This window comes from Agrobacterium sp. CFBP 3001 (genome assembly GCF_027871605.1).
Classification (GTDB): Bacteria; Pseudomonadota; Alphaproteobacteria; order Rhizobiales; family Rhizobiaceae; genus Agrobacterium; species Agrobacterium leguminum.
The window spans coordinates 21,058-40,112 of the sequence record NZ_JAQAHD010000015.1; the positions used below are offsets into that span (position 1 = coordinate 21,058).

Annotated in this window: 17 protein-coding genes and 1 pseudogene; 4 read left to right on the forward strand and 14 right to left on the reverse strand. The window is 60.8% G+C overall.

What is annotated here, in order from left to right:
- Positions 1–31 precede the first annotated feature (31 nt).
- On the forward strand, positions 32–1,438 hold the full coding sequence (gene tagF, locus PH605_RS18010; protein WP_142845617.1) for a type VI secretion system-associated protein TagF: 1,407 nt from the start codon (positions 32–34) through the stop codon (positions 1,436–1,438).
- On the forward strand, positions 1,425–2,330 hold the full coding sequence (locus PH605_RS18015; protein WP_142845618.1) for a protein kinase domain-containing protein: 906 nt from the start codon (positions 1,425–1,427) through the stop codon (positions 2,328–2,330). Before tagF ends, PH605_RS18015 begins: the two co-directional genes overlap by 14 nt.
- A gap of 11 nt (positions 2,331–2,341) precedes the next feature.
- Here PH605_RS18015 and PH605_RS18020 read toward each other — a convergent pair whose 3' ends face one another.
- Complete coding sequence (locus PH605_RS18020; RefSeq protein WP_125146534.1) at positions 2,342–3,478, reverse strand: polysaccharide biosynthesis/export family protein; 1,137 nt, start codon at positions 3,476–3,478, stop codon at positions 2,342–2,344.
- Between the two features lie 275 nt (positions 3,479–3,753).
- Here PH605_RS18020 and PH605_RS18025 point away from each other — a divergent pair, with 275 nt between their 5' ends.
- Entirely contained in the window at positions 3,754–4,050 is a 297-nt protein-coding gene (locus PH605_RS18025) for a PRC-barrel domain-containing protein (protein ID WP_003522015.1), read from the forward strand.
- A 95-nt stretch (positions 4,051–4,145) separates the two neighbouring features.
- Here PH605_RS18025 and PH605_RS18030 read toward each other — a convergent pair whose 3' ends face one another.
- From PH605_RS18030 to PH605_RS18075, 10 genes and pseudogenes are all read right to left on the reverse strand, one after another.
- The gene (locus PH605_RS18030; RefSeq protein WP_142845619.1) at positions 4,146–4,871 is read right to left on the reverse strand and encodes an SDR family oxidoreductase; all 726 of its coding nucleotides are present in this window, start codon (positions 4,869–4,871) and stop codon (positions 4,146–4,148) included.
- A gap of 57 nt (positions 4,872–4,928) precedes the next feature.
- Positions 4,929–6,539, reverse strand: a complete 1,611-nt coding sequence (locus PH605_RS18035; RefSeq protein WP_142845620.1) for an FGGY-family carbohydrate kinase — start codon at positions 6,537–6,539, stop codon at positions 4,929–4,931.
- Positions 6,540–6,628: 89 nt separating this feature from the next.
- Positions 6,629–7,360 carry an SDR family oxidoreductase gene (locus PH605_RS18040; RefSeq protein ID WP_004438213.1) on the reverse strand — a complete coding sequence of 244 codons (732 nt, stop codon included), beginning with the start codon at positions 7,358–7,360 and terminating at the stop codon, positions 6,629–6,631.
- A 39-nt stretch (positions 7,361–7,399) separates the two neighbouring features.
- On the reverse strand, positions 7,400–8,377 hold the full coding sequence (locus PH605_RS18045; RefSeq protein ID WP_065654941.1) for an ABC transporter permease: 978 nt from the start codon (positions 8,375–8,377) through the stop codon (positions 7,400–7,402).
- A complete protein-coding gene (locus PH605_RS18050; protein WP_142845621.1) occupies positions 8,367–9,869 on the reverse strand; it encodes a sugar ABC transporter ATP-binding protein in 1,503 nt (500 codons plus the stop codon). Before PH605_RS18050 ends, PH605_RS18045 begins: the two co-directional genes overlap by 11 nt.
- A gap of 72 nt (positions 9,870–9,941) precedes the next feature.
- Positions 9,942–10,852, reverse strand: a pseudogene (locus PH605_RS18055) (ABC transporter substrate-binding protein).
- Positions 10,853–10,949: 97 nt separating this feature from the next.
- Complete coding sequence (locus PH605_RS18060; protein ID WP_142845674.1) at positions 10,950–11,834, reverse strand: helix-turn-helix domain-containing protein; 885 nt, start codon at positions 11,832–11,834, stop codon at positions 10,950–10,952.
- Between the two features lie 369 nt (positions 11,835–12,203).
- Positions 12,204–13,256, reverse strand: coding sequence for an NAD(P)-dependent alcohol dehydrogenase (locus PH605_RS18065; RefSeq protein WP_080857800.1), 1,053 nt, complete (start codon positions 13,254–13,256; stop codon positions 12,204–12,206).
- Between the two features lie 260 nt (positions 13,257–13,516).
- Positions 13,517–13,966: a DUF1801 domain-containing protein gene (locus tag PH605_RS18070; protein ID WP_142845622.1), complete on the reverse strand. Its 450-nt coding sequence runs from the start codon at positions 13,964–13,966 to the stop codon at positions 13,517–13,519.
- A 130-nt stretch (positions 13,967–14,096) separates the two neighbouring features.
- The gene (locus tag PH605_RS18075) at positions 14,097–14,690 is read right to left on the reverse strand and encodes a TetR/AcrR family transcriptional regulator (protein WP_020812322.1); all 594 of its coding nucleotides are present in this window, start codon (positions 14,688–14,690) and stop codon (positions 14,097–14,099) included.
- A gap of 121 nt (positions 14,691–14,811) precedes the next feature.
- Between PH605_RS18075 and PH605_RS18080 the strand changes: the two genes are divergently transcribed.
- Complete coding sequence (locus PH605_RS18080; protein WP_142845623.1) at positions 14,812–16,041, forward strand: MFS transporter; 1,230 nt, start codon at positions 14,812–14,814, stop codon at positions 16,039–16,041.
- A gap of 77 nt (positions 16,042–16,118) precedes the next feature.
- Here the strand turns inward: PH605_RS18080 and purU are convergent, their stop codons facing one another.
- The 3 genes from purU to PH605_RS18095 all read right to left on the reverse strand — a co-directional run bounded on the left by purU (position 16,119) and on the right by PH605_RS18095 (position 18,966).
- Positions 16,119–17,003 carry a formyltetrahydrofolate deformylase gene (gene purU / locus PH605_RS18085; protein WP_142845624.1) on the reverse strand — a complete coding sequence of 295 codons (885 nt, stop codon included), beginning with the start codon at positions 17,001–17,003 and terminating at the stop codon, positions 16,119–16,121.
- Positions 17,004–17,125: 122 nt separating this feature from the next.
- Positions 17,126–18,394, reverse strand: coding sequence for a serine hydroxymethyltransferase (glyA, locus tag PH605_RS18090; protein WP_142845625.1), 1,269 nt, complete (start codon positions 18,392–18,394; stop codon positions 17,126–17,128).
- A gap of 17 nt (positions 18,395–18,411) precedes the next feature.
- Positions 18,412–18,966, reverse strand: a complete 555-nt coding sequence (locus PH605_RS18095; protein WP_161987942.1) for a sarcosine oxidase subunit gamma — start codon at positions 18,964–18,966, stop codon at positions 18,412–18,414.
- Between the last annotated feature and the right edge of the window lie 89 nt (positions 18,967–19,055).

Here is a 19,055-nt window from a genome sequence, read left to right on the forward strand (position 1 = left end):
AGACGAAAAGCACCGCGGTCAATAACGACTGATGGCCAATCAGGCATCGAGGCCCGCGGAGACCGCAGCGGAAAGTGATCGCATCGGTTTCTTCGGCAAGGTCCCCAGCCATGGCGACTTCATCTCCGACGGGCTTGAACGGGAGCTGATCGGGACATTTGACGACTGGATGCGATCCGGCCTGCACGCCTGCGCGGACCTGTTTTCGGGCCGATGGCCCGAAATATTCACGTCATCGCCGCCCATTCGCTTCATCATCGAAAGCGGTATATGGGGAAACTGCGCCTATGCCGGCGTGCTGGTGCCCAGTGCAGACCGGGTGGGGCGCAAATATCCGCTTGCCATCATTGCCCAGCTCAATAGCTTCCGGAAACATCCGAGAACACTTTATCTCGACGACACCTGGTTCATGGCCGCCGAGGCGCTGGCCGAGACATCCATGACGGGCGATTTCGACATGTCCCGGTTTAACACCTCCGTTAAAAAACTGCGCCTGCCGAAACCACGGGAAGAGGATGACGCGCCGGAAATGGTGCGCGGCCGCGCACCGACCAGCCTCTGGTGGCGCATCGATCCCGTCAGCCGCCGCGCCCGCGGTCTCAAATTCGACGGCAAACCAAAAGCTTCCGATTTCCTGCGCCTCTTCAGCGACATGGCAGGCAAGGGCGAAGAGGACGGCTCGACATCCGTACAGCCGCAGGAAAGTGCGAAACACAAAACTCCGCCGGTGATGACGCAACCGCCCGCGCCGGCAACCGAACAGCCGTCATCGGTCATCTATAGCTATGCCACGCACCCGGGAACACGGCTTTCCCTGAATGCGGATTCGCTCTTCGTTTCCCAGAGCCCTGCCCTCTTTGCCATAGCAGATGGACAGGGCGACACGCACAGCGCCGTGGAAGCAGCGCGTCTGGCCACAAATATTCTTGCCGAGACCCCCGATGCCGAAAGCCCCGAGGTGATGGCGCAGCAGATCAGGGGAAAGCTCGGCACCGTCAACAGCCTGCTTCTTTCCCGACAAGCCATGGGCGCCGACGGCAGGCCGATGGCAAGCGTCATCATTGCCTCCATTATCGGCCGAAGGTTGAGCGTCCTGTGGTCCGGCGACGCGCGCGCCTATCTCCTGAAAAACGGAACCATGCATCAGCTTTCGCGCGATCACGTCGTTGTCGGGATGAAAAGGCAGCTCGCGCAATGTGTTGGCCTTTCCCAGCAGTTCCGCCCGGACATCGTCGGGGAAGACTGGGGTTCGCAGGACAGGCTGCTCCTGTGCAGCTATCCGCTGGTACAAATCCTGAAGGAGCGGGCCATTGCCGAGATTGTCGGCAACACCCCGATCAAGGACTGCGCCAGCGCCCTGATCCAGGAAGCGCTGATCGAGGACGCACGCGAGAATGTCAGCGCCATCGTGATTGGAAACCGCCTTGAGCAAGGGTAAACAACCGGGCGACGGGCCTGCCTATCCGCAGGTTGCCGAGCGCTTCTCCGATCTGTGGCAAAGCATTCGCCATGACGGCACGCGGGAAAGGCCAGCCGAAGAACAGAAAGACCTGATCGATCAGGTCAGAAATGCGCTGGACCGGAAAGTCTCGCATTTTTCCGATGCGAAACCCGACTGGATCGCCGATAGTTTTGCCCTTGAACGGATTGCCTACGAAAGCGAAAACACGCTGCTGCTGCAGGTGCGGCACCGCGATCTCGGCTCCCTTCACGCACTGAAAACCACGCCGCCGGCGTTGAGAAACGACGCGGCGCTGCTGCAAAGATTACGCGAGGAGGCGCAGCTCGGCCTGACATTGCGCCATCCTTGCCTGGTGGAGACATCGGCGCTGCTGAGACTGGCCGATGGCCGGCCGGGCCTGTTACAGCCTTGGTTTTCGCAATCATTGGCGTCGCTTGCATCGCAGCGGCCGGTTAGCGCGCCGCAGGCGATCGCAATCCTTCGCCGCCTGCTGGAAGGGCTGAGCGCCATACATGCACGGGGATATGTCCACTGCGATGTCACGCCAGCCAATATTCTGCTGGAGGACAGCGATTTCGAAACGGGCAGGCTTGGCGATTTCGGCATTGCGCTGGAGATCGGCCAAAAACACGCGGACCGGGGCATGAGCTTTGCCGCCTCGCGCGAATTTGCAGCGCCGGAACGGATGCGGGACGCAACCGCGAAGCCGGATCAGGATATATTCTCCGTGGGGCGGCTTGCCCGGCGGCTTATCGCGACGGATGAGATGCGAACAACGCAAAGGCTGGCGGATTTTGCGGACGCCTGTTGCCAGGACGAACCCGCGTCGCGTCCGCAATCGGCAATGGAAGCGCTACAGCTTCTGTAGCGCTTCACTGGTCAGTTGCCGCTGCCAGGAAGCGGTGCTGCCGCCGTCGGCACGCTCTTCTGGAACACGGTCAGGAGCTTGGCCGAATCCACCAGCGGTGCGTTGCTGGCATAGAGTACATCGCCCTTCTGCATCTGGAAGAGCTGCATGAGCGCAATGCTGGAAGCATCGCGCATATTGACGTGATAAATCACCGGCCGCATGGTCGTGGCCGTCGCGACCGGGCCTTTCGCGCCCGATACGGTTGCCGACGGCACCTGAATGATCTCGTTGCGGAAGACATAGACATTGCGCGCGTCCGCACGGTCATCCAGCAACCCGCCGGCGCGGCCGACAGCCTGAGCGAGGGTCAGTTTTCCGGCTTCGAACTGGAATTCGCCGGCGCTCTTGAAAGCGCCGAGCGCGGTGTAGCTCGCCGCATCGCCATCGATCATGATCTGATCGTCCGGCGACAGGCGGATATTCTGGCGGTCCTCCCGCATGACGCGGTCAAGCGGCGCGCTCGCCCTGTGCGAGCCGCGAACGACGGTAACCGTGGCAGCGCCCGGAGCGACGGTCGGGCCGCCGGCCTGATTGAGCGCATCGAGCACCCGCTCCTGACGGGCGGTGAGCGTTATTTTTCCGGGATTTTTCACCGCACCGCTCAGCATGACGGCGCTCGTCGGCTTGTCAACGACGGTGACGACGGCCTGCGGGTTCACGGCCGATCCCTTGAGCCCGGCAACGACCTGCGATTGCAGCCCCTCGGGCGTCGAATCCACCACCCTCTGTTTGCCGACGAAGGGGATATTCACCGATCCGCTCTGGTCCACCGTAAAGCGTCCGAGATTGAGCGTCTTGCTTTGCGTTGGGGAGAAAAGCCCGTCTTCGCCGGTATCGAGCACGGTGATGTCGATCACGTCGCCGCGACGCAATCTCTGGGCGTTGTAGCCGGTGTTGCGAAGTGCTGTGAGGCCGGGGCCGGAGGCATTCTGCAGGCTTCCGGCGGATACCGTCGCCGCCGGTGCATTCGCCAGCTCGATGACGGGGATTTTTTCGTTGGTTCGAGGGAAGGTCGCAGATCGGATATTGCCTGCGGTCGGTCCGTCAGATGGCTTTGCACATGCGCTCAAAAGAGCCACCAGCAAAACCGCCCCCAACTTTTTCATCCCTCATCCCCTTGATGATTCAACCTGACGCAGAGATAACATCCAGACACGTCATCGCAACAACTTTAGCGGTTGCAATTTAGCGAAAACTTGTCTTCCGAAGAAAAGGTGTGACCATTCCGCAACCTTTTCGGAACCGCCCGTCGCAAACCCCAACAATGTACCGATGAGAAATGACCGGTCCTCAGCGACTGGCACCGGCCCGTCGACATTCGATGGAACGGTTTTGCAGTCGAGGAGTTTGTTTTCTGCAAACCAAGACAGGAGCAAGAACAATGGATCACACCAATCACGTACGCCTGGTTGAAACCGAACTGACGCCCTCCGTTCTTGAAGGCGCCACCGTTTATGGTGCAGACGATCACAAGGTCGGCAAGGTGGATCATGTCCACGGCGTCGGGGCCGGCAGCACCGCCATCATCGATGTCGGCGGCTTTCTTGGTATCGGCGCAAAGCCGGTCGCAGTACCGCTCAGCGATCTTGATTTCATGCGGGATGAGGACGGCGATGTCCACGCGGTCACTTCATGGACCAAGGACCAGCTGAAGGACATGCCCGAGCATCGTCATTAACAGCGTTGTCATTCATTAAGAGGAGCGCCCGGCTGTTTGCCGGGCGTTCTTTTATTTCGGGCAGGCGTTTGCGCGTCAGACTTCCCCTACGCACATCAAACGGCGAGGAAACCGCCATCGACCGGCAATACGGCTCCGGAAATCATGCGGCTATCATCCGACAGGAGCAGCGCTATGCTTTGAGCCACCTCTTCCGCTTCGGCAAACCGGTTGAGCGGATGGCGAACCATCATCGGCTGGCTTTTCGCCGGATCGTTCCATGCTTCCGCGGCCAGTTCGGTGAGGGTGATGGTCGGTGCAACCGCGTTGACGCGGATGCCGTGCGGGCCAAGCTCCTTGGCAAGAACGCGGGTCGCCCCTTCCAGCCCGGCCTTGGAGGCTGCGTAGCAGAGGTGATCCTGAAAACCGCGGTGACCGGCGATGGAGGTGATGTTGACGATGGCGCCGCCGCCGCCCTTTGCAACGCGGGCGCGGGCAAATTCCTGACATGCGACCAAGGCCGCGCGCAGGTTGATGCCGAGAATGGCTTCATAACCCGCATCGCTCATATCCAGCACGCTTTCGAGCACGTTGATGCCGGCGCTGTTGATCAGGAAATCGCAAGGGCCCGCTTCCTTCATGGCGGCGCGGGTGGCCGCGACATCGGCAAGATCGACGCGGATCGAACGGCCGCCGATTTCGCTTTTCAGGCTGTCGAGATCGGACTGGGTGCGGCTGATCGCCACCACTTCCGCACCGCGCGCGGCCATCAGGCGAGCGCAGGCGCGGCCGATGCCTTTGCCTGCGCCGGTGATGATGACGGATTTTCCGGAAAACTGCATGGAATCCTCTTTATTTTGCGGCCATGACGGCCGGATGATCTAAACTTTTGACAGCGCTCAGGAATGGCTGGCAAAACGAATGGCGCGCGCCGCATTTTGCAGCGCCAGAAACGCGTCGTAACGCGCCTGATGAACCTTCTGAAAATCTGGATCTGGCGCAGCACAGCTGTCGATACGCGACATCGCGGGCATGGCGACCATCAGGTCCCGATAGGTTCCGGCGGCGACGGCGCCCAGCATGGCCGAGCCGAGAAGCACCGGCTCCTCGCATTCAGTCAGTTCCACGGGAAGCCCCGTCGCGTCCGCCAGCAGCTGCCGGGCAAGCGGATGCGCACCCGCCCCGCCGCTGACGCTGATGGTTTCCACCGGCGCACCATTGCGGGCCTGCGTTTCGATGATCTGGCGAAGCCCGTAACCGAGGCCGAGAAGGCCGGCCACATAAAGCGCGACAAGGGAATCCACACCCGTCTCCATGCCGTAACCGGCGATGACGGCGCGGGCATGGGGATCGGCAAAGGGCGCGCGGTTACCGAGAAATTCCGGGACCACGTGAAAATCCTCGGCGATCTTTGCGGCAGCGGACGCGGATGCGGCAAGATTGAGCGCCCGGTCAGCGAGCCAAACCGGCAATGCTTTATCTTCCTTAGCGGCAAGCGCCTTCGCCTCTGCATAGGCCGGGTGCAGTTGCACGAGATAATCGATGGCAGCGCCGGCAGCGGACTGGCCGCCTTCATTGAGCCACGCGCCCGGAACCATGGCGGAATAATAGGGTCCCCAGACGCCGGGCACGAAGGCGGGTTCGGTGGTGGTCGTCATGGTGCAGGACGAAGTGCCGAAAACATAACCGAGGCATCGCGACGCATCGCCGCCCGCGGCCACCGTGCCGACGCCGCCGGCATGGGCGTCGATCAGACCTGCCGCAACCGCGGTTCCCGCAACCAGACCCATGGCTTTTGCAGCGTCTTCCGTCAAACCGTTACCCAGCGCCGTGCCGGGATGGACGACACTTTGACCGATGCGGCGAAAACCCTGTTCGGCGAGGTCGCCAAGCCCGATGCGGGTGAAATATTCCGCATCCCAACGGTTCTCATGGGCCAGATAAGTCCATTTGCAGGTCACCGTGCAGGCGGAGCGATCGAGCGCTCCCGAAGCCTTCCACGTCAGAAAGTCCGTGAGGTCGAAGAAGTGCTCTGCCCGGGCATAGATGTCCGGCCTGTTTTCGCTGAGCCACAGCAGTTTCGGCGTCTGCATTTCCGGGGAAATACGGCCGCCGACATATTTCAGCACGGCGTGTTCGCCGGCATTGATGCGCTCCGCCTGTTCGACGGCGCGGTGATCCATCCAGACGATGATGTCGCGCTCGGGATGATCGGGCGCGCCAACCGGCAGGGTCCCGTCTTCCGGTCCACGCACCACCAGCGAGCAGGTGGCATCGAAACCGATACCGGCGACCTCGGCGGGATCGATGCCGGCGCGGGAAACGCTTTCCCGGACGCTGTCGCAAACGGCCTGCCATACTTCGCCGCTCGATTGTTCGGCAATGCCGCCATCCTCGCGATGCATGCCGATCGGGCGTTTGGCGGTGGCGAGAAGCTTGCCCGATACGTCGAAGACACCGGCGCGCGCCGAGCCGGTCCCGACATCGACGCCAATCAGATAGGAAGCCATTTGCGATACTCCTCGGAGCGGATCATCCGGTGCTTGAACAGGGTTGAGCGGCGGGACCGTTTCCGGTTGTCCCGCCGCTCCAGAGATTTTTAAACGCGGTCGAAGTTGGTCGGCAAGACCAGCATGTCGCGGATGGTGACCGTGCGTTTGCGCGTCAGCATGTAGACAACGGCATCGGCCACTTCGCTCGCGTCGATAAGGCTGCCCGATTCCTTGGCCTTGCGGAGGTTTTCCTCCGGCCAGTCCGCCAGAAGTGCGGAAACGACCGGGCCGGGAGACACCTGCGCGACGCGCACGCCGTGCGGGATCATCTGGCGGCGCATGCCCTGCACGAAGCTGGTGATCGCCCATTTCGAGCCCGAATAGACCGGCTCCCAATAGGTGGGGAAGTGGCCGGCAATCGAGCAGGTGACGATGATATCGCCGGTCTTGCGCTCAGACATATGCGGCACGACGGCATGAACATTCTTCATGACGGCGTTGACGTTGAGGTTAAGCATCTTGTCGATGGCTTCCGGCGTCGTTTCGGTGAGATCGCCGCCGATATAGGTGCCGGCATTGCAATAGAGAATGTCGATATGATCGACCTTTTTGAGGATCTCGGGGATCATCGCGTTGCAGCTGTCGGCATCCAACAGATTGGTGACCTGCGGGATGGCGCGGTCGCCGAGCTTGGCGACCAGATCATTCAAGGCTTTCTCATTCCAGTCGACCATGACCACGGTTGCGCCCTGCTCCAGCAGCGCTTCGGTGGTGGCAAGCCCGATGCCGGATGCGGCGCCGGTGATGACCGCAATCTTGCCTTGCAGCGATTCAGACATTTAATTCTCCTGCGTTTATGAAGATGTTTCCGGGCCGGCTCAGCGCCATTCGCGCCCGATATAGATGGCCAGCAGGATGATGCCGCCCTTGATGACATCCTGCAGATAGGGGTTGATGCCCATCAGGTTGAGGCCGTTATTGAGGATGCCGAGCAGCACCGCACCGATGAGCGTGCCGAGGATGAGGCCCCTGCCGCCGGCAATCGCCGTGCCGCCGAGAACCACCGCTGCGATGGCGTCCAGTTCGAAGCCGACGCCAGCATTGGGCTGACCGCTCATGAGGCGACCGGTGAGGATGAGCGCGGCGAAAGCGGCCGTCACACCCGAAATGCCATAGACGGCGAGCTTGACGCGCTGCGTCTTCACGCCCGAAAGGCGGGCCGCCAGTTCGTTTCCGCCGAGAGCATAGACATGGCGGCCGAAAGCCGTGCGCTGCAACAGCACCCAGGCGATGGCATAGATCGCCACCATGATGACGACCGGCACCGGAACGACGCCGATACGGCCGACGCCGAACCAGGAAATCCAGCTCGGAATGCCGCTGACGGGGTAGCCACCGGAATAGATGAGGCCGAGGCCACGCGCCATGCCCATGGTGGCGAGCGTGACAATGATCGCCGGCATCTTGCCCCAGGCGACGAGCGCGCCATTGAAGATGCCGATGCCGAGACCAATGAACAGGCCGGCCGGCAGGGCAATTGCAGGCGAGAGGCCGGTATTCACCATCAGGCCAGCTGACAACGTTCCGATCAGCGCCATGACCGCACCGACCGACAGGTCGATGCCGCCGGTGAGGATGACGAAGGTCATGCCGACGGCGAGGATGCCGACGACAGAAACCTGCCGCAGCACGTTCATGATGTTGTTGAGGCTGAAGAAATTGTCGCTCGCAAGCCCCATGAGGATCGATACGACAATCAGGCCCGCCAGAGGCAGGGCAAGCGGCGAACGCAGCATGGCGCTGAGACTGAAACCGCCCGTTTTCGCGGCAACGCCGGTGTTTGCATCAAGCGACATGTTCAACTCTCCCGGTGGTGGCGTTTGTCATTATTGTTTCTGAATTGATGTCGTCTCCCTCGACCGTGGCGACGATGCCGCCGGAACGGAAGACGCAGACCCTGTCGGACATGCCGATCACTTCCGGCAGCTCCGAGGAGATCATGATGATCGAATGGCCCCTGGCGGCGAATTCCCGCATCAGCGCATAGATTTCCGCCTTAGCGCCGACATCGATGCCGCGTGTCGGCTCATCGAAGATCAGCACGCGCATGTCATGGTTCAGCCAGCGGGCGATGACGATCTTCTGCTGGTTGCCGCCCGATAGCGTGTCGACGCGGGCATAAGGCCCCTGCGCCTTCACCTGCACCTGCGCCATGGCCTTTGTCGTGTGTTCCAGTTCCTTTTTGAGATCGAGGAACCAGTGGGCCTTGCGGTATTTGCGGTAATTGTTGAGCGAAATATTCTGCAGGATGGAGAAGCTGGTAATCAGCCCCTCCTCCTTGCGGCTTTCCGGCAGCAGGCCGATGCCGCGCATCAGCGCTTCATCAGGGCCGGAAAAACGCGTCTCCACACCATCGAGCTTGATCTTGCGACGCGAGGCTGAATGCGCCCCGAGCATGGCGAGAACAGTTTCCGTACGGCCCGAGCCGACAAGCCCGGCAAAACCAAGAATTTCGCCCTTGCGCAGCGCGAAACGCGAGACAGGACCGCCCTTCTTCAATTGCAGCTCTTCCACCTCGATAACCTTTGCGGCGGAAGGATCGAGCTCTGGCTTCGGCGGGAAACTGGCTTCGATGCGCCGGCCGACCATCATCTCGACCAGACGGTCATTATCGACCTCCGACGTCAGGCAGGAGCCGATCAACTCGCCATCGCGCAGGACAGTGATGCGGTCGCAAATCTCGAATATTTCTTCGAGGTGATGCGAAATGAAGATGATAGCCACGCCCTGACGCCGCAGCTCGCGCATGACCTTGAACAGGTGTTCCGTCTCGGAGGGGGTGAGCGTCGCCGTCGGCTCGTCGAGCACGAGAATGCGCGCATCAAGCGACAGCGCCTTGGCGATTTCGACAAATTGCTGCTGGGCGACGGAGAGCCGATGCACCGGCACGTCGAGCGGAACATCCACGGCCAGACGGCTCATGATCTCGGCCGCGCGCTTGCGCATGGCGCCCTTGTTCAAAAGGCGAAGCGGCCCGCGAATTTCGCGGGCAAGGAACATGTTTTCAACGGCGTTGAGATAGGGGATCAGGCTGAATTCCTGAAACACGATGCCGACGCCGGCGGCAATCGCCTCATCGTAATTGGCGAAGCGGCGATCCTTGCCGTCGATGCGGATCGTTCCCTCGGATGGCTGCAAAATGCCGCACAGGATTTTCATCAGCGTCGATTTGCCGGCGCCGTTTTCGCCCAGAAGCGCATGCACCTCACCGGCGCGCGCCTCAAGGTCGACGCCGCGCAGGACTTCGATCTTGCCAAAGCTTTTTCTTATTCCATTCAGTTCCAGCATTTCACCCTCCTCAATGGTCGGGATTTAACCCCGCCCCCATACTAGATGGGGACGGGGCCTGGGAGGAGTTCTTTACCAGCTGAACTCGCCGGCGTTCTTGCTATCGACGACCATGACGTCGATCGGAACTTCCTTCGGCACGACGCGAGCGCCCCACTTCTGGGCGAGCGCCATGGCAAGGCCAACGCGAACCTGGTCACGCGGGAACTGCGCGGTGGTTTCGATGAAAGGACCACCCTCGGCAATCGCCTTCACAGCTTCCGGAGCACCGTCGACCGAGGTCAGCTTGATGTCCTTGCCGGAACCCTGGATCGCAGCCAGAGCGCCCATCGCACCGCCGTCATTCACCGAGAAGATACCGGCGAGGTTCGGACGCGACTGGATCATGTTTTCAACGACGCCGAGAGCAACGGAGCGGTCCTGACGGCCGTTCTGCGTATCGACCAGCTTGATCTCGGGGAATTCGGCGAGAGCTGCCTTGCAGCCTTCGACGCGCTGCAGGATCGGAACGACCGGGATACCGTCGAGGATCGCGACTTCACCCTTGCCGCCGAGCGCGTCACCGAGATGCTTGCACGACTTGTAGCCCGCGTCACGGTTCTTCGAGCCGACGAAGGTGTCGACCGGGCCGTTTGCGTTGGCGTCAACCGCAACGACGATTACGCCAGCAGCCTTGGCAGCGTGAACGGCGGCTTCGATGCCGGCGCTGTCGGTGGGGTTCAGAAGCAGGATATCGATCTTCTGCTGCAGCATGTCTTCGACGTCGGAAATCTGCTTTGCCACATCGTGGCCGGCATCGGTCACGACGACATCTGCGCCGATGCTTGCGGCGGCTTCCTTCAGCGCTTCCTGCATCGACACGAAATAGGGGTTGTTCAGCTCCTGGAAGGTCATGCCGATCTTCAGCTTTTCCTGCGCCAGCGCCGGAGCGGCATCATTGCAATTGCGGCTGTCGCCATCAGAAACTTGGACTTCATTTTCATCTCACTCTTCCTCCCGGTTGGAAAATTGGGGCAACAAGACCCCGTTTCCGGACAGCCCTCTGCCCGAATTCTTAGAAATTGGCGATGTGTCGCTGGTTTAATCCGCCATGACCGCTGCCTTCTGGGCTGCGAATATCGTGCGGAACCTCGACGGCGACATTCCCTTCAATTTCAGGAAATGCCGGTTGAAATTCGAAAGATTGGAGAAGCCCACATCGTAGCAGACCTCCGCCACCTTCACGTCCTGATCCGCCAGCAGCATCTGGCAGGCAAGATCAATGCGTAACTGATTGCGATACCGCACCAGCGTCGTTCCCGTGTGACGCTTGAAGGCGCGGGAAAAGGCGCTCTGGCTCTGGCCCACCATGTCGGCGAGGTCGATTTCCTCGACCTGTTCGGTCAGGTGCTGGCGCAGATGCGACAGCGCGCGGTTGATGCCGCTGTCGCCAATGCCGGTCAGGTCCAGCTCGTAGCTCAGGCTTGCAAGCACCTCGGAAGACGGCGCGTTGACCAGCAGATCGAGAATTTCCCAGAAAAGCGCGAGCCGCGTCAGCCCCTGCGCCTCGATCAGCCGAAGGATCAGCGGACGAACGCGATCGCTTGTCTCATCGTCGAACAGAATGCCGCGGCGGCTGCGGTCCAGCAGCGCACGCACCACCTCCATCTCGGACATGGAGGTGCAGGCATCCTCGATAAAAGCCTCCGGAAACTGGATCACGAGGGAACGTGTCGGCACGATTTCGTCCGGCTCGATCTCGCTGATCCAGTTCTGGGGGAGATTGGGACCGGTCATGATGAGCTGACCGGGGCCGAAACGGCCGACGAAATCACCGATATAAAACGTGCCTGACGTGGCGACGACCAGATGGATTTCGTATTCGGGATGATAATGCCAGCGCACGGTACGGAACGGATAGCCATGCCGCCAGGCGGCGAAAGATTCGCCCTTGCGGATGTGCACCAGTTCCAGATCGGGCTGCATCATAGTTCCTCCCATCAGTCGCGTCCGCCGTATTTGCGGACAGGAGCCATTTCCTCTTTATGGCTCGTCCCAGGCGTTGATGAGGAGCATATGGCGGGCGGCTGCGGTATATCCACATCACGCCGAAGAAATTGCCGATACTTTTTTGACTCTTTTTTGTCGAAAATTGAAGAGTCGCCCGAAAGGGCTGACCATAGACGCGGCGACGAGACCGATTTTTCCGCTCAATTTGGCGTGATGCGCTCAAACAATGCGCAACCAGAAGCGATTTTCGTTGAAATTTTGACGTGTAGCCTGCCGGATGCCGGCAGGCTACACTCATACTTTTCCGCAACGTCTTTGCCGCTCAATCATCAGCGGCTTGCTTCGTTACTGCGGCATCACGATCTGCAGTTTCACATCCGTTTCCCGTGCTTCAACCGCACGGTCGAAACCGGCAATGCTGTCTTCAAAGGGAATGGTCGCGGAAATCAACGGCTTCAGATCAACCTTGCCGGAGGCGATGAGCGCAACTGCCCGGTCGTAAACATTGGCATAACGGAAAACCGTTTCGACCCGCAGTTCCTTGGCCTGCAGGCCGACAATATCGACCGGAACCGGATCGACAGGCATGCCGACCAGCACGATCGCGCCGCCCGGCCGCGCCAGCTTTGCCATGCCGAGCACGGCGGGTGCTGCGCCCGAGCATTCGAAGACGATATCGCAGCCCCAGCCGTCGGTCGCCGCCGAGACGGCCTCGGCGAGATTGCGTTCGCGGATGTTGACGGTTTCGATGCCATCATATGCACCGATGATATCGAGCTTCGGCTGGGCGAGATCGGCAACGATGACCTTGGCGCAACCGCCGGCAAGCGCCGCCAGCGCTACCATCATGCCGATCGGACCTGCCCCCGTGACGACAGCGATATCGCCCGGCTGGATACGTGCCCTAAGCGCCGCCTGCATGCCGATGGCGAAAGGTTCGACCATGGCGCCTTCGGCAAAAGACACGTTATCGGGCAGCTTATAAGTGAAGGCGGCGGGATGAATGACCTCAGGCGTCAGGCAGCCATGGATGGGCGGCGTCGCCCAGAAGCGGACAGCCGGATCGACATTGTAGATGCCGAGCTTGGAGGCGCGCGATGTGGGATCGGGAATGCCGGGCTCCATGCAGACGCGGTCGCCCACCTTCAGATGCGTCACCTCGTCGCCGGTTTCGATCACCGTTCCAGACGCTTCATGGCCGAGCACCATCGGCGCGTTGACGACGAAATGACCGATCTTGCCATGGGTGTAATAATGGACGTCCGAGCCGCAGATACCGACCGTGTGGGTGCGGATGCGCACATCCCTGGGCCCGAGTTCACCGGATCCTGCTCCACCCGGAATGTCAAAATCCCTGAGCGAGAGCTTGCCCTTTTCTTCCAGCACCAGTGCCTTCATCTCATCCTCCGTGGTTTGCGATACGTCTGGCAGCGAATTCAGTGAGCGTGATGGCGTGCAACCCCGGCAAAAGTAAACAGAAATCGGCCGGAACGGCCGGTTTTTCTTCGCTCCGGAAAAACTGTATCGGACAGCCCGCGATTTCTCATCATCCGCGGCGCGACACTATCCTCAAGAGGCAGGAAAACCGGCATGATTCGTCCGCCCATTTCGCGATCATCGCGTGCTTGAAAGCCTCTGGGACCGGTAAACCCGTTCGCTCACATTTTTTCGCCGGGCAACACGCTTGCCTGCCTCACCCACTCCACGAACTGCGCTTCATCGAACGCATCCTCGCGGATATCGAGGTAACGGACTTTCGGATGTTTGGAAGTGCCGGGCGGCAAGGGCTGCAAGGATGCGCCGTTAAGGAAGGTCACCTTGATATATTTCGTGAAGCAGTGAAGGCTGAGGAACCAGATGTCGTCCTCCATGCCGTAAAAGGGCGAATTCCACTTCACAGCCTTGCGCACACCGGGCACGACACCTTCGATCAACCTGTCGATACGGCCACCCACCGCGCTTTTCCAACCCGGCATGGCGGCGATATAGGCCTGCACCGGGGTGTCGCCATATCCTTTTGCAATCTGGGGATTGCCGCCCGACAGAAGCTTCGGCGTCGCAACCGATGGCTCGCTTCCGGAGACTTTGTCTGACTTCTTGCCGACCATCACCTTGGCCTCATGAGTGTCACAACAAGTGCTACCAATAACATGATCTGTGTCTATTCCAGATCTTTCTACACATTTTCCGTGATGATCGCCCAGCCGACGCGGAATAACAGATCGGCAGCTTTGCGGGTCAGTCTTTCCTGACCCGCAATCCCTCCAGAAAGGTTCGGAAACTTCCGACAGCCCGTTTCGAGGTCGTTTCCGGGTCGTCGGAATTGGCTATCCATTGGGCGGCGCTGCTGCTCGCCGCATTGATGAAGCGGGCGCATGCCTCCGGATCGATGTCGCCGATGGTGCCTTCTTCCCGGAGCGCATCCAGGCTTCGGGCGACAGCCGAGATACAGCCATTGGCATTCGGCCAGCGCGACGGATCGCCGAGCACGGCCGGCCCGTCACGAAACATGATCCGCTGGATTTCCGGTTCGAGAGCCATGCGCACATAACCGACATTCTCCTCGACGAAACCCTCCCATCGGGTCGCGGCCCTCGAGGAGATGTCACAGAGCCTCTTCGTCATCTCCGCATCGATCTCGGCCACAACCGCCAGCAACAGGCCTTTCTTGTCGCCGAAATGGTGATAGAGCGCGCCACGGGTGAGACCGGCTTCGGCGGTGAAGTCGTCCATCGACGCTTCCGCATAACCGATGCTGCCAAAGGCCTTGCGGCCGGCAGCCAGAAGCTTCGCCCGCGTCTCGGCAATCATTTCACTGCGAGGTTTGCGCATTTCTTCTCCATTTTCCACATACGACGCGTATATTAGTTGACATACGCGTCGTATGCAATTATCTCATTCACATACGCCACGTATGTATGTGGTGGACACCCTTAGAACAAGGTGCATCCCGATGTCTAATCCATACAGAGAAATTTTCCGGGCTCCAGGCGCAAAAGGCTTTTCCGCCGCCGGTTTCTTCGCCCGCCTTCCCATTGCCATGGCCCCGATCGGCATCGTCGCCATGCTTTCCCAGACTCATGGCGAATATTGGCTGGCCGGCGCCGTCTCGGCAACCTTCGCATTGACCAATGCCGCCCTCTCCCCGCAAATCTCCCGGCTGGTGGACCGCAAGGGGCAGAGCAAGGTCCTCATCCCCGCCACCATCGTCTCGGTCATCGCCTTTGCGGCGCTGATTATCGCGACAAATCAGAGATGGCCCGCCTGGACACTGTTCCTTTCCGCCTTCCTCGCCGCCGCCATGCCGAGCATTCCCGCCATGATGCGCGCCCGCTGGACGGAAATCTTCCGCGACCGGCCGGAGTTGAACACCGCCTTCGCCTTTGAATCCGCCGCCGACGAACTTGTCTACATCTCCGGCGCCTCGCTTTCCGTTGGCCTTGCGGTTTCGCTCTTTCCGGAAGCGGGCATGATGATCAGCACCACCTTCCTGGCGCTTGGCACCTTTGCCTTCCTCCTGCAACGCTCGACCGAGCCCAAGGTGCGACCGGTTGAAAGCGGCCGCCGGCAGCGTTCGGCCATCTTCCTGCGCCCGGTTCAGATCATCACGCTCGCGCTGATCTTCGTCGGCTCCACTTTCGCCACGGCCGAGGTAAGCGCCGTCGCAATCACCAAGGCGCTTGGTCAACCGGAAGCCGCCAGCCTCGTCATCGGCGTCTATGCCATTGGCTCCTTCGTGGTCGGCCTCATTCTCGGCGCGCTCAACCCCAAAATGCCGCTGCAACGGCAATTGCTGATCGCCGTCAGCGTGCTTGCACTCACCGCCCTGCCGCTGCTTGTCGCCAACACCTCGGTAGCACTTCTCGCTTTCGCCGTTTTCCTCAGCGGCGTTGCAATCTCGCCGATTTTCATCACCTCGTTCGGCCTGATAGAACGCCGCGTGCCGGAATCGATGCTGACGGAAGGCGTGACCTGGGTAATGACCGGCATCGGTATCGGCATGGCGCTCGGCGCCTTCGTCTCCGGCTGGGTGATCGACAATTTCGGCCCGGATAACGGTTTCTGGGTGTCCGTCGCCGCAAGCCTTTCGACAGTCGCCATCATCGCGCTCGGGCAGCGCAGCCTCTCCGGAGATCGCATACGGTCCGGCCCGGTAGCTGCAATGCAGCAGCCCGCGGAGTAAGGACAGAGAATCAAGGCCATCCCGGGCGAGAAGCCGCTCGGGATAAACCCGAATTTTCATGGGCTGGAATTGCGCATTCAGCCCATGCGTTCGGACACATGTTCTCCGGGAGACGCGGGAAAGACGACCGTCCTGTTTCCGTTCAGAAAGACCCGGTGATGAATATGGGCGTGGATGGCCCGTGCAAGAACCTGGCTTTCCACATCCCGGCCGAGGCTGACATAATCCATCGCACTCTGGGCATGGGTCACGCGGATCGTATCCTGCTCGATGATCGGCCCTTCATCGAGATCGGCGGTGACGTAGTGGGCGGTCGCGCCGATCAGCCGCACGCCGCGCTCATAGGCCTGCTTGTAAGGGTTGGCGCCCTTGAAAGACGGCAGGAAGGAATGATGGATGTTGATGATACGGCCTGACATTTCCTGACACAGCCGGTCCGACAGGACCTGCATGTAGCGTGCCAGCACGACGAGCTCCGCTCCGGTATCCTGCACCACCTGCAGGATCGCAGCTTCCGCCTCGGGCTTCGTTTCCGGCGTGACACGAATGTGGTGAAAGGGAATATCCTCATTCACCACCTGCTTCTGATAATCAAGATGATTGGAAATTACGGCGACGATCTCGACCGGCAGCGCACCGATGCGGGAGCGATACAGCAGATCGTTCAGGCAATGACCGAATCGCGAGACCATGATGACGACCTTCGTCTTTCGCGAAAGGTCATGAATATCATAATCCATATCGAAATCGGCCGCGACGGGACCGAACCCGTCAAGCAGTGCATCGCGTCCCGATCCCTGTTCGGAAACGAAGCTCAGCCGCATGAAGAAGCGGCCGGTCTCCTGATCGGTGAATTGCGAACTGTCGTTGATGTTGCAGCCGGACCGGGCAAGATAACCGGAGACGGCGGCGACGATGCCTCTGCGCGCCGGACACGCGACTTTCATGATATAGGTGGTCAAATCCTGCTCCCCTGGGTCTTTGCGGCGCGGACGGATCGCCCGCGCTTTCGCGCCGATTGCCGATGAACCGCCGGCCGTGGCCAGGACGGCGATTGAGACTTGCCGAAGCCCGGCAGGGCCGCTTACGAACCGTAGATCGGGAAGGCGTCGCAAAGCGCTGCGACCTGCGCCCGCACGTCGGCCTCGATTGCGGCATCACCCTCGGCATTCGCCGCCAGCGCATCGATGACACGCAGGATCAGCGCACCGATCTGTTCGAATTCGGCGACGCCAAAGCCGCGCGTGGTGCCGGCGGAGCTGCCGAGCCGGATACCCGAGGTGACGAAGGGCTTTTCCGGATCGTTGGGAATGGCGTTCTTGTTGCAGGTGAGCCCCGCCCGTTCCAGCGCGATTTCGGCGATCTTGCCGGTCACGCCTTTCGGGCGCAGATCGACCAGCACCATATGGCTGTCGGTTCCGCCAGAGACGATCCCCAGACCGCCCTTTGTCAGCACGGCGGCAAGCGCCTGCGCATTGGCGATGACCTGACCGGCATAATCCGCGAAGTCCGGGCGCAGCGCCTCACCGAAAGCCACAGCCTTGGCGGCGATGACATGCATCAGCGGACCGCCCTGATTGCCGGGGAATACCGCCGAATTGAGCTTTTTGGCGAGATCGGCATCGTTGGTGAGGATAACGCCGCCGCGCGGACCGCGCAGGGTCTTGTGGGTGGTGGAGGTGACCACATGGGCGTGCGACACAGGGTTCGGATATTTGCCGCCGGCGATCAGCCCCGCATAATGGGCCATGTCCACCATCAGACAAGCGCCGACTTCGTCGGCTATTCTGCGGAAGCCGGCGAAATCGATCTGGCGCGGATAGGCCGATGCGCCGGCCACGATCAGCTTCGGTTTCGTCTCCAGCGCCCGTGCCCGCACCTTCTCCATATCGATCAGATGGGTTTCGGCGTCGACCTCATAGGAGACGACATCGAACCATTTGCCGGACATGGTCACCGGCGAACCATGCGTCAGGTGGCCGCCATGGGCCAGTGAAAGCCCCATGATCCGGTCGCCGGGCTGAAGCAGCGCCAGAAACACCGCCTGATTGGCCTGCGCACCGGAATGCGGCTGCACATTGGCGAATTCCGCGCCGAAGAGCTGCTTCAGCCGGTCGATGGCGACCGCCTCGACCTTATCGACAAATTCGCAGCCGCCGTAATAACGCTTGCCGGGATAGCCCTCGGCATATTTGTTGGTCAGCACCGAGCCTTGCGCCGCCAGAACATCGGCGGAGACGATGTTTTCCGAAGCGATCAGCTCGATCTGCGTCTTCTGGCGGTCGAGTTCCTCGGCGATGGCGTCGGCGATCACCGTGTCCGAAACGGTATTATGCGACAGTCGGTTGAGCATTGTTTCCTCCTTCGAGATCAGGCGATGTCCGCCGCAAGTTCCTTGCAGCCGGTTTCAAGCAGATGGCCAAGATGCGATACGAAACTGTTCCAGATATCCATGCGGAAACGGTTTTCCGCATCGCGCCAGAGCACCACGCTGACGCCATCGAAAATCGTCCGGCGTCCCTCACCGACGGCAATCGTGTCGATGTCGCGGGCGCAGCCCAGCGTCAGCAATTCGGCGGCCTGGGGACCTTCGATCAGGAGCGTCACTTCTCGTCCGGAAATATCGACGAGACTATGCGGATGGCTGGCGTAAACGCCTGCGCAGGCGGCAATCAGCCCGTCGACCGCGCTGACAGGTGCAAGCACGGTCCATTCGTCGGGGCCAAGGCGCAGGACTTCGATGTCGCCTGAAGCGGCGCGGAGGCCGATCCGGTCCGGCAGGGTAAGGCCAAGGGCGGCGCTGAGCGGGGCGAGATCGCCGCGCGCCCGCAGCGACAGCCGCGCCTGCGCGGCCAGAATGCTGACCCGGGCTGCTTTGCTCTCGGCCAGCGTGCCGGGAACGGGGGAGGAAACGCGCATGTTCATTGTCATCTCCTAGAGCATTTCCAGTAAAGGCGAATTCGCCTTTACGTCCGGAAAATGCGCAAAAACAAAGAGTTATAGCATATTTGGCG

Bases quoted from the DNA above. Each gene is read 5' to 3' on its own strand.
- PH605_RS18080 (WP_142845623.1), top strand. From the start codon at position 14,812: ATGTCTAATCCATACAGAGAAATTTTCCGGGCTCCAGGCGCAAAAGGC.
- PH605_RS18025 (WP_003522015.1), top strand. From the start codon at position 3,754: ATGGATCACACCAATCACGTACGCCTGGTTGAAACCGAACTGACGCCC.
- PH605_RS18030 (WP_142845619.1), bottom strand. From the start codon at position 4,871: ATGCAGTTTTCCGGAAAATCCGTCATCATCACCGGCGCAGGCAAAGGC.
- PH605_RS18050 (WP_142845621.1), bottom strand. From the start codon at position 9,869: ATGCTGGAACTGAATGGAATAAGAAAAAGCTTTGGCAAGATCGAAGTC.
- PH605_RS18070 (WP_142845622.1), bottom strand. From the start codon at position 13,966: ATGGTCGGCAAGAAGTCAGACAAAGTCTCCGGAAGCGAGCCATCGGTT.
- PH605_RS18045 (WP_065654941.1), bottom strand. From the start codon at position 8,377: ATGTCGCTTGATGCAAACACCGGCGTTGCCGCGAAAACGGGCGGTTTC.
- glyA (WP_142845625.1), bottom strand. From the start codon at position 18,394: ATGCTCAACCGACTGTCGCATAATACCGTTTCGGACACGGTGATCGCC.
- PH605_RS18040 (WP_004438213.1), bottom strand. From the start codon at position 7,360: ATGTCTGAATCGCTGCAAGGCAAGATTGCGGTCATCACCGGCGCCGCA.
- PH605_RS18060 (WP_142845674.1), bottom strand. From the start codon at position 11,834: ATGCAGCCCGATCTGGAACTGGTGCACATCCGCAAGGGCGAATCTTTC.
- PH605_RS18065 (WP_080857800.1), bottom strand. From the start codon at position 13,256: ATGAAGGCACTGGTGCTGGAAGAAAAGGGCAAGCTCTCGCTCAGGGAT.
- PH605_RS18035 (WP_142845620.1), bottom strand. From the start codon at position 6,539: ATGGCTTCCTATCTGATTGGCGTCGATGTCGGGACCGGCTCGGCGCGC.
- PH605_RS18075 (WP_020812322.1), bottom strand. From the start codon at position 14,690: ATGCGCAAACCTCGCAGTGAAATGATTGCCGAGACGCGGGCGAAGCTT.
- PH605_RS18020 (WP_125146534.1), bottom strand. From the start codon at position 3,478: ATGAAAAAGTTGGGGGCGGTTTTGCTGGTGGCTCTTTTGAGCGCATGT.
- tagF (WP_142845617.1), top strand. From the start codon at position 32: ATGGCCAATCAGGCATCGAGGCCCGCGGAGACCGCAGCGGAAAGTGAT.
- PH605_RS18095 (WP_161987942.1), bottom strand. From the start codon at position 18,966: ATGAACATGCGCGTTTCCTCCCCCGTTCCCGGCACGCTGGCCGAGAGC.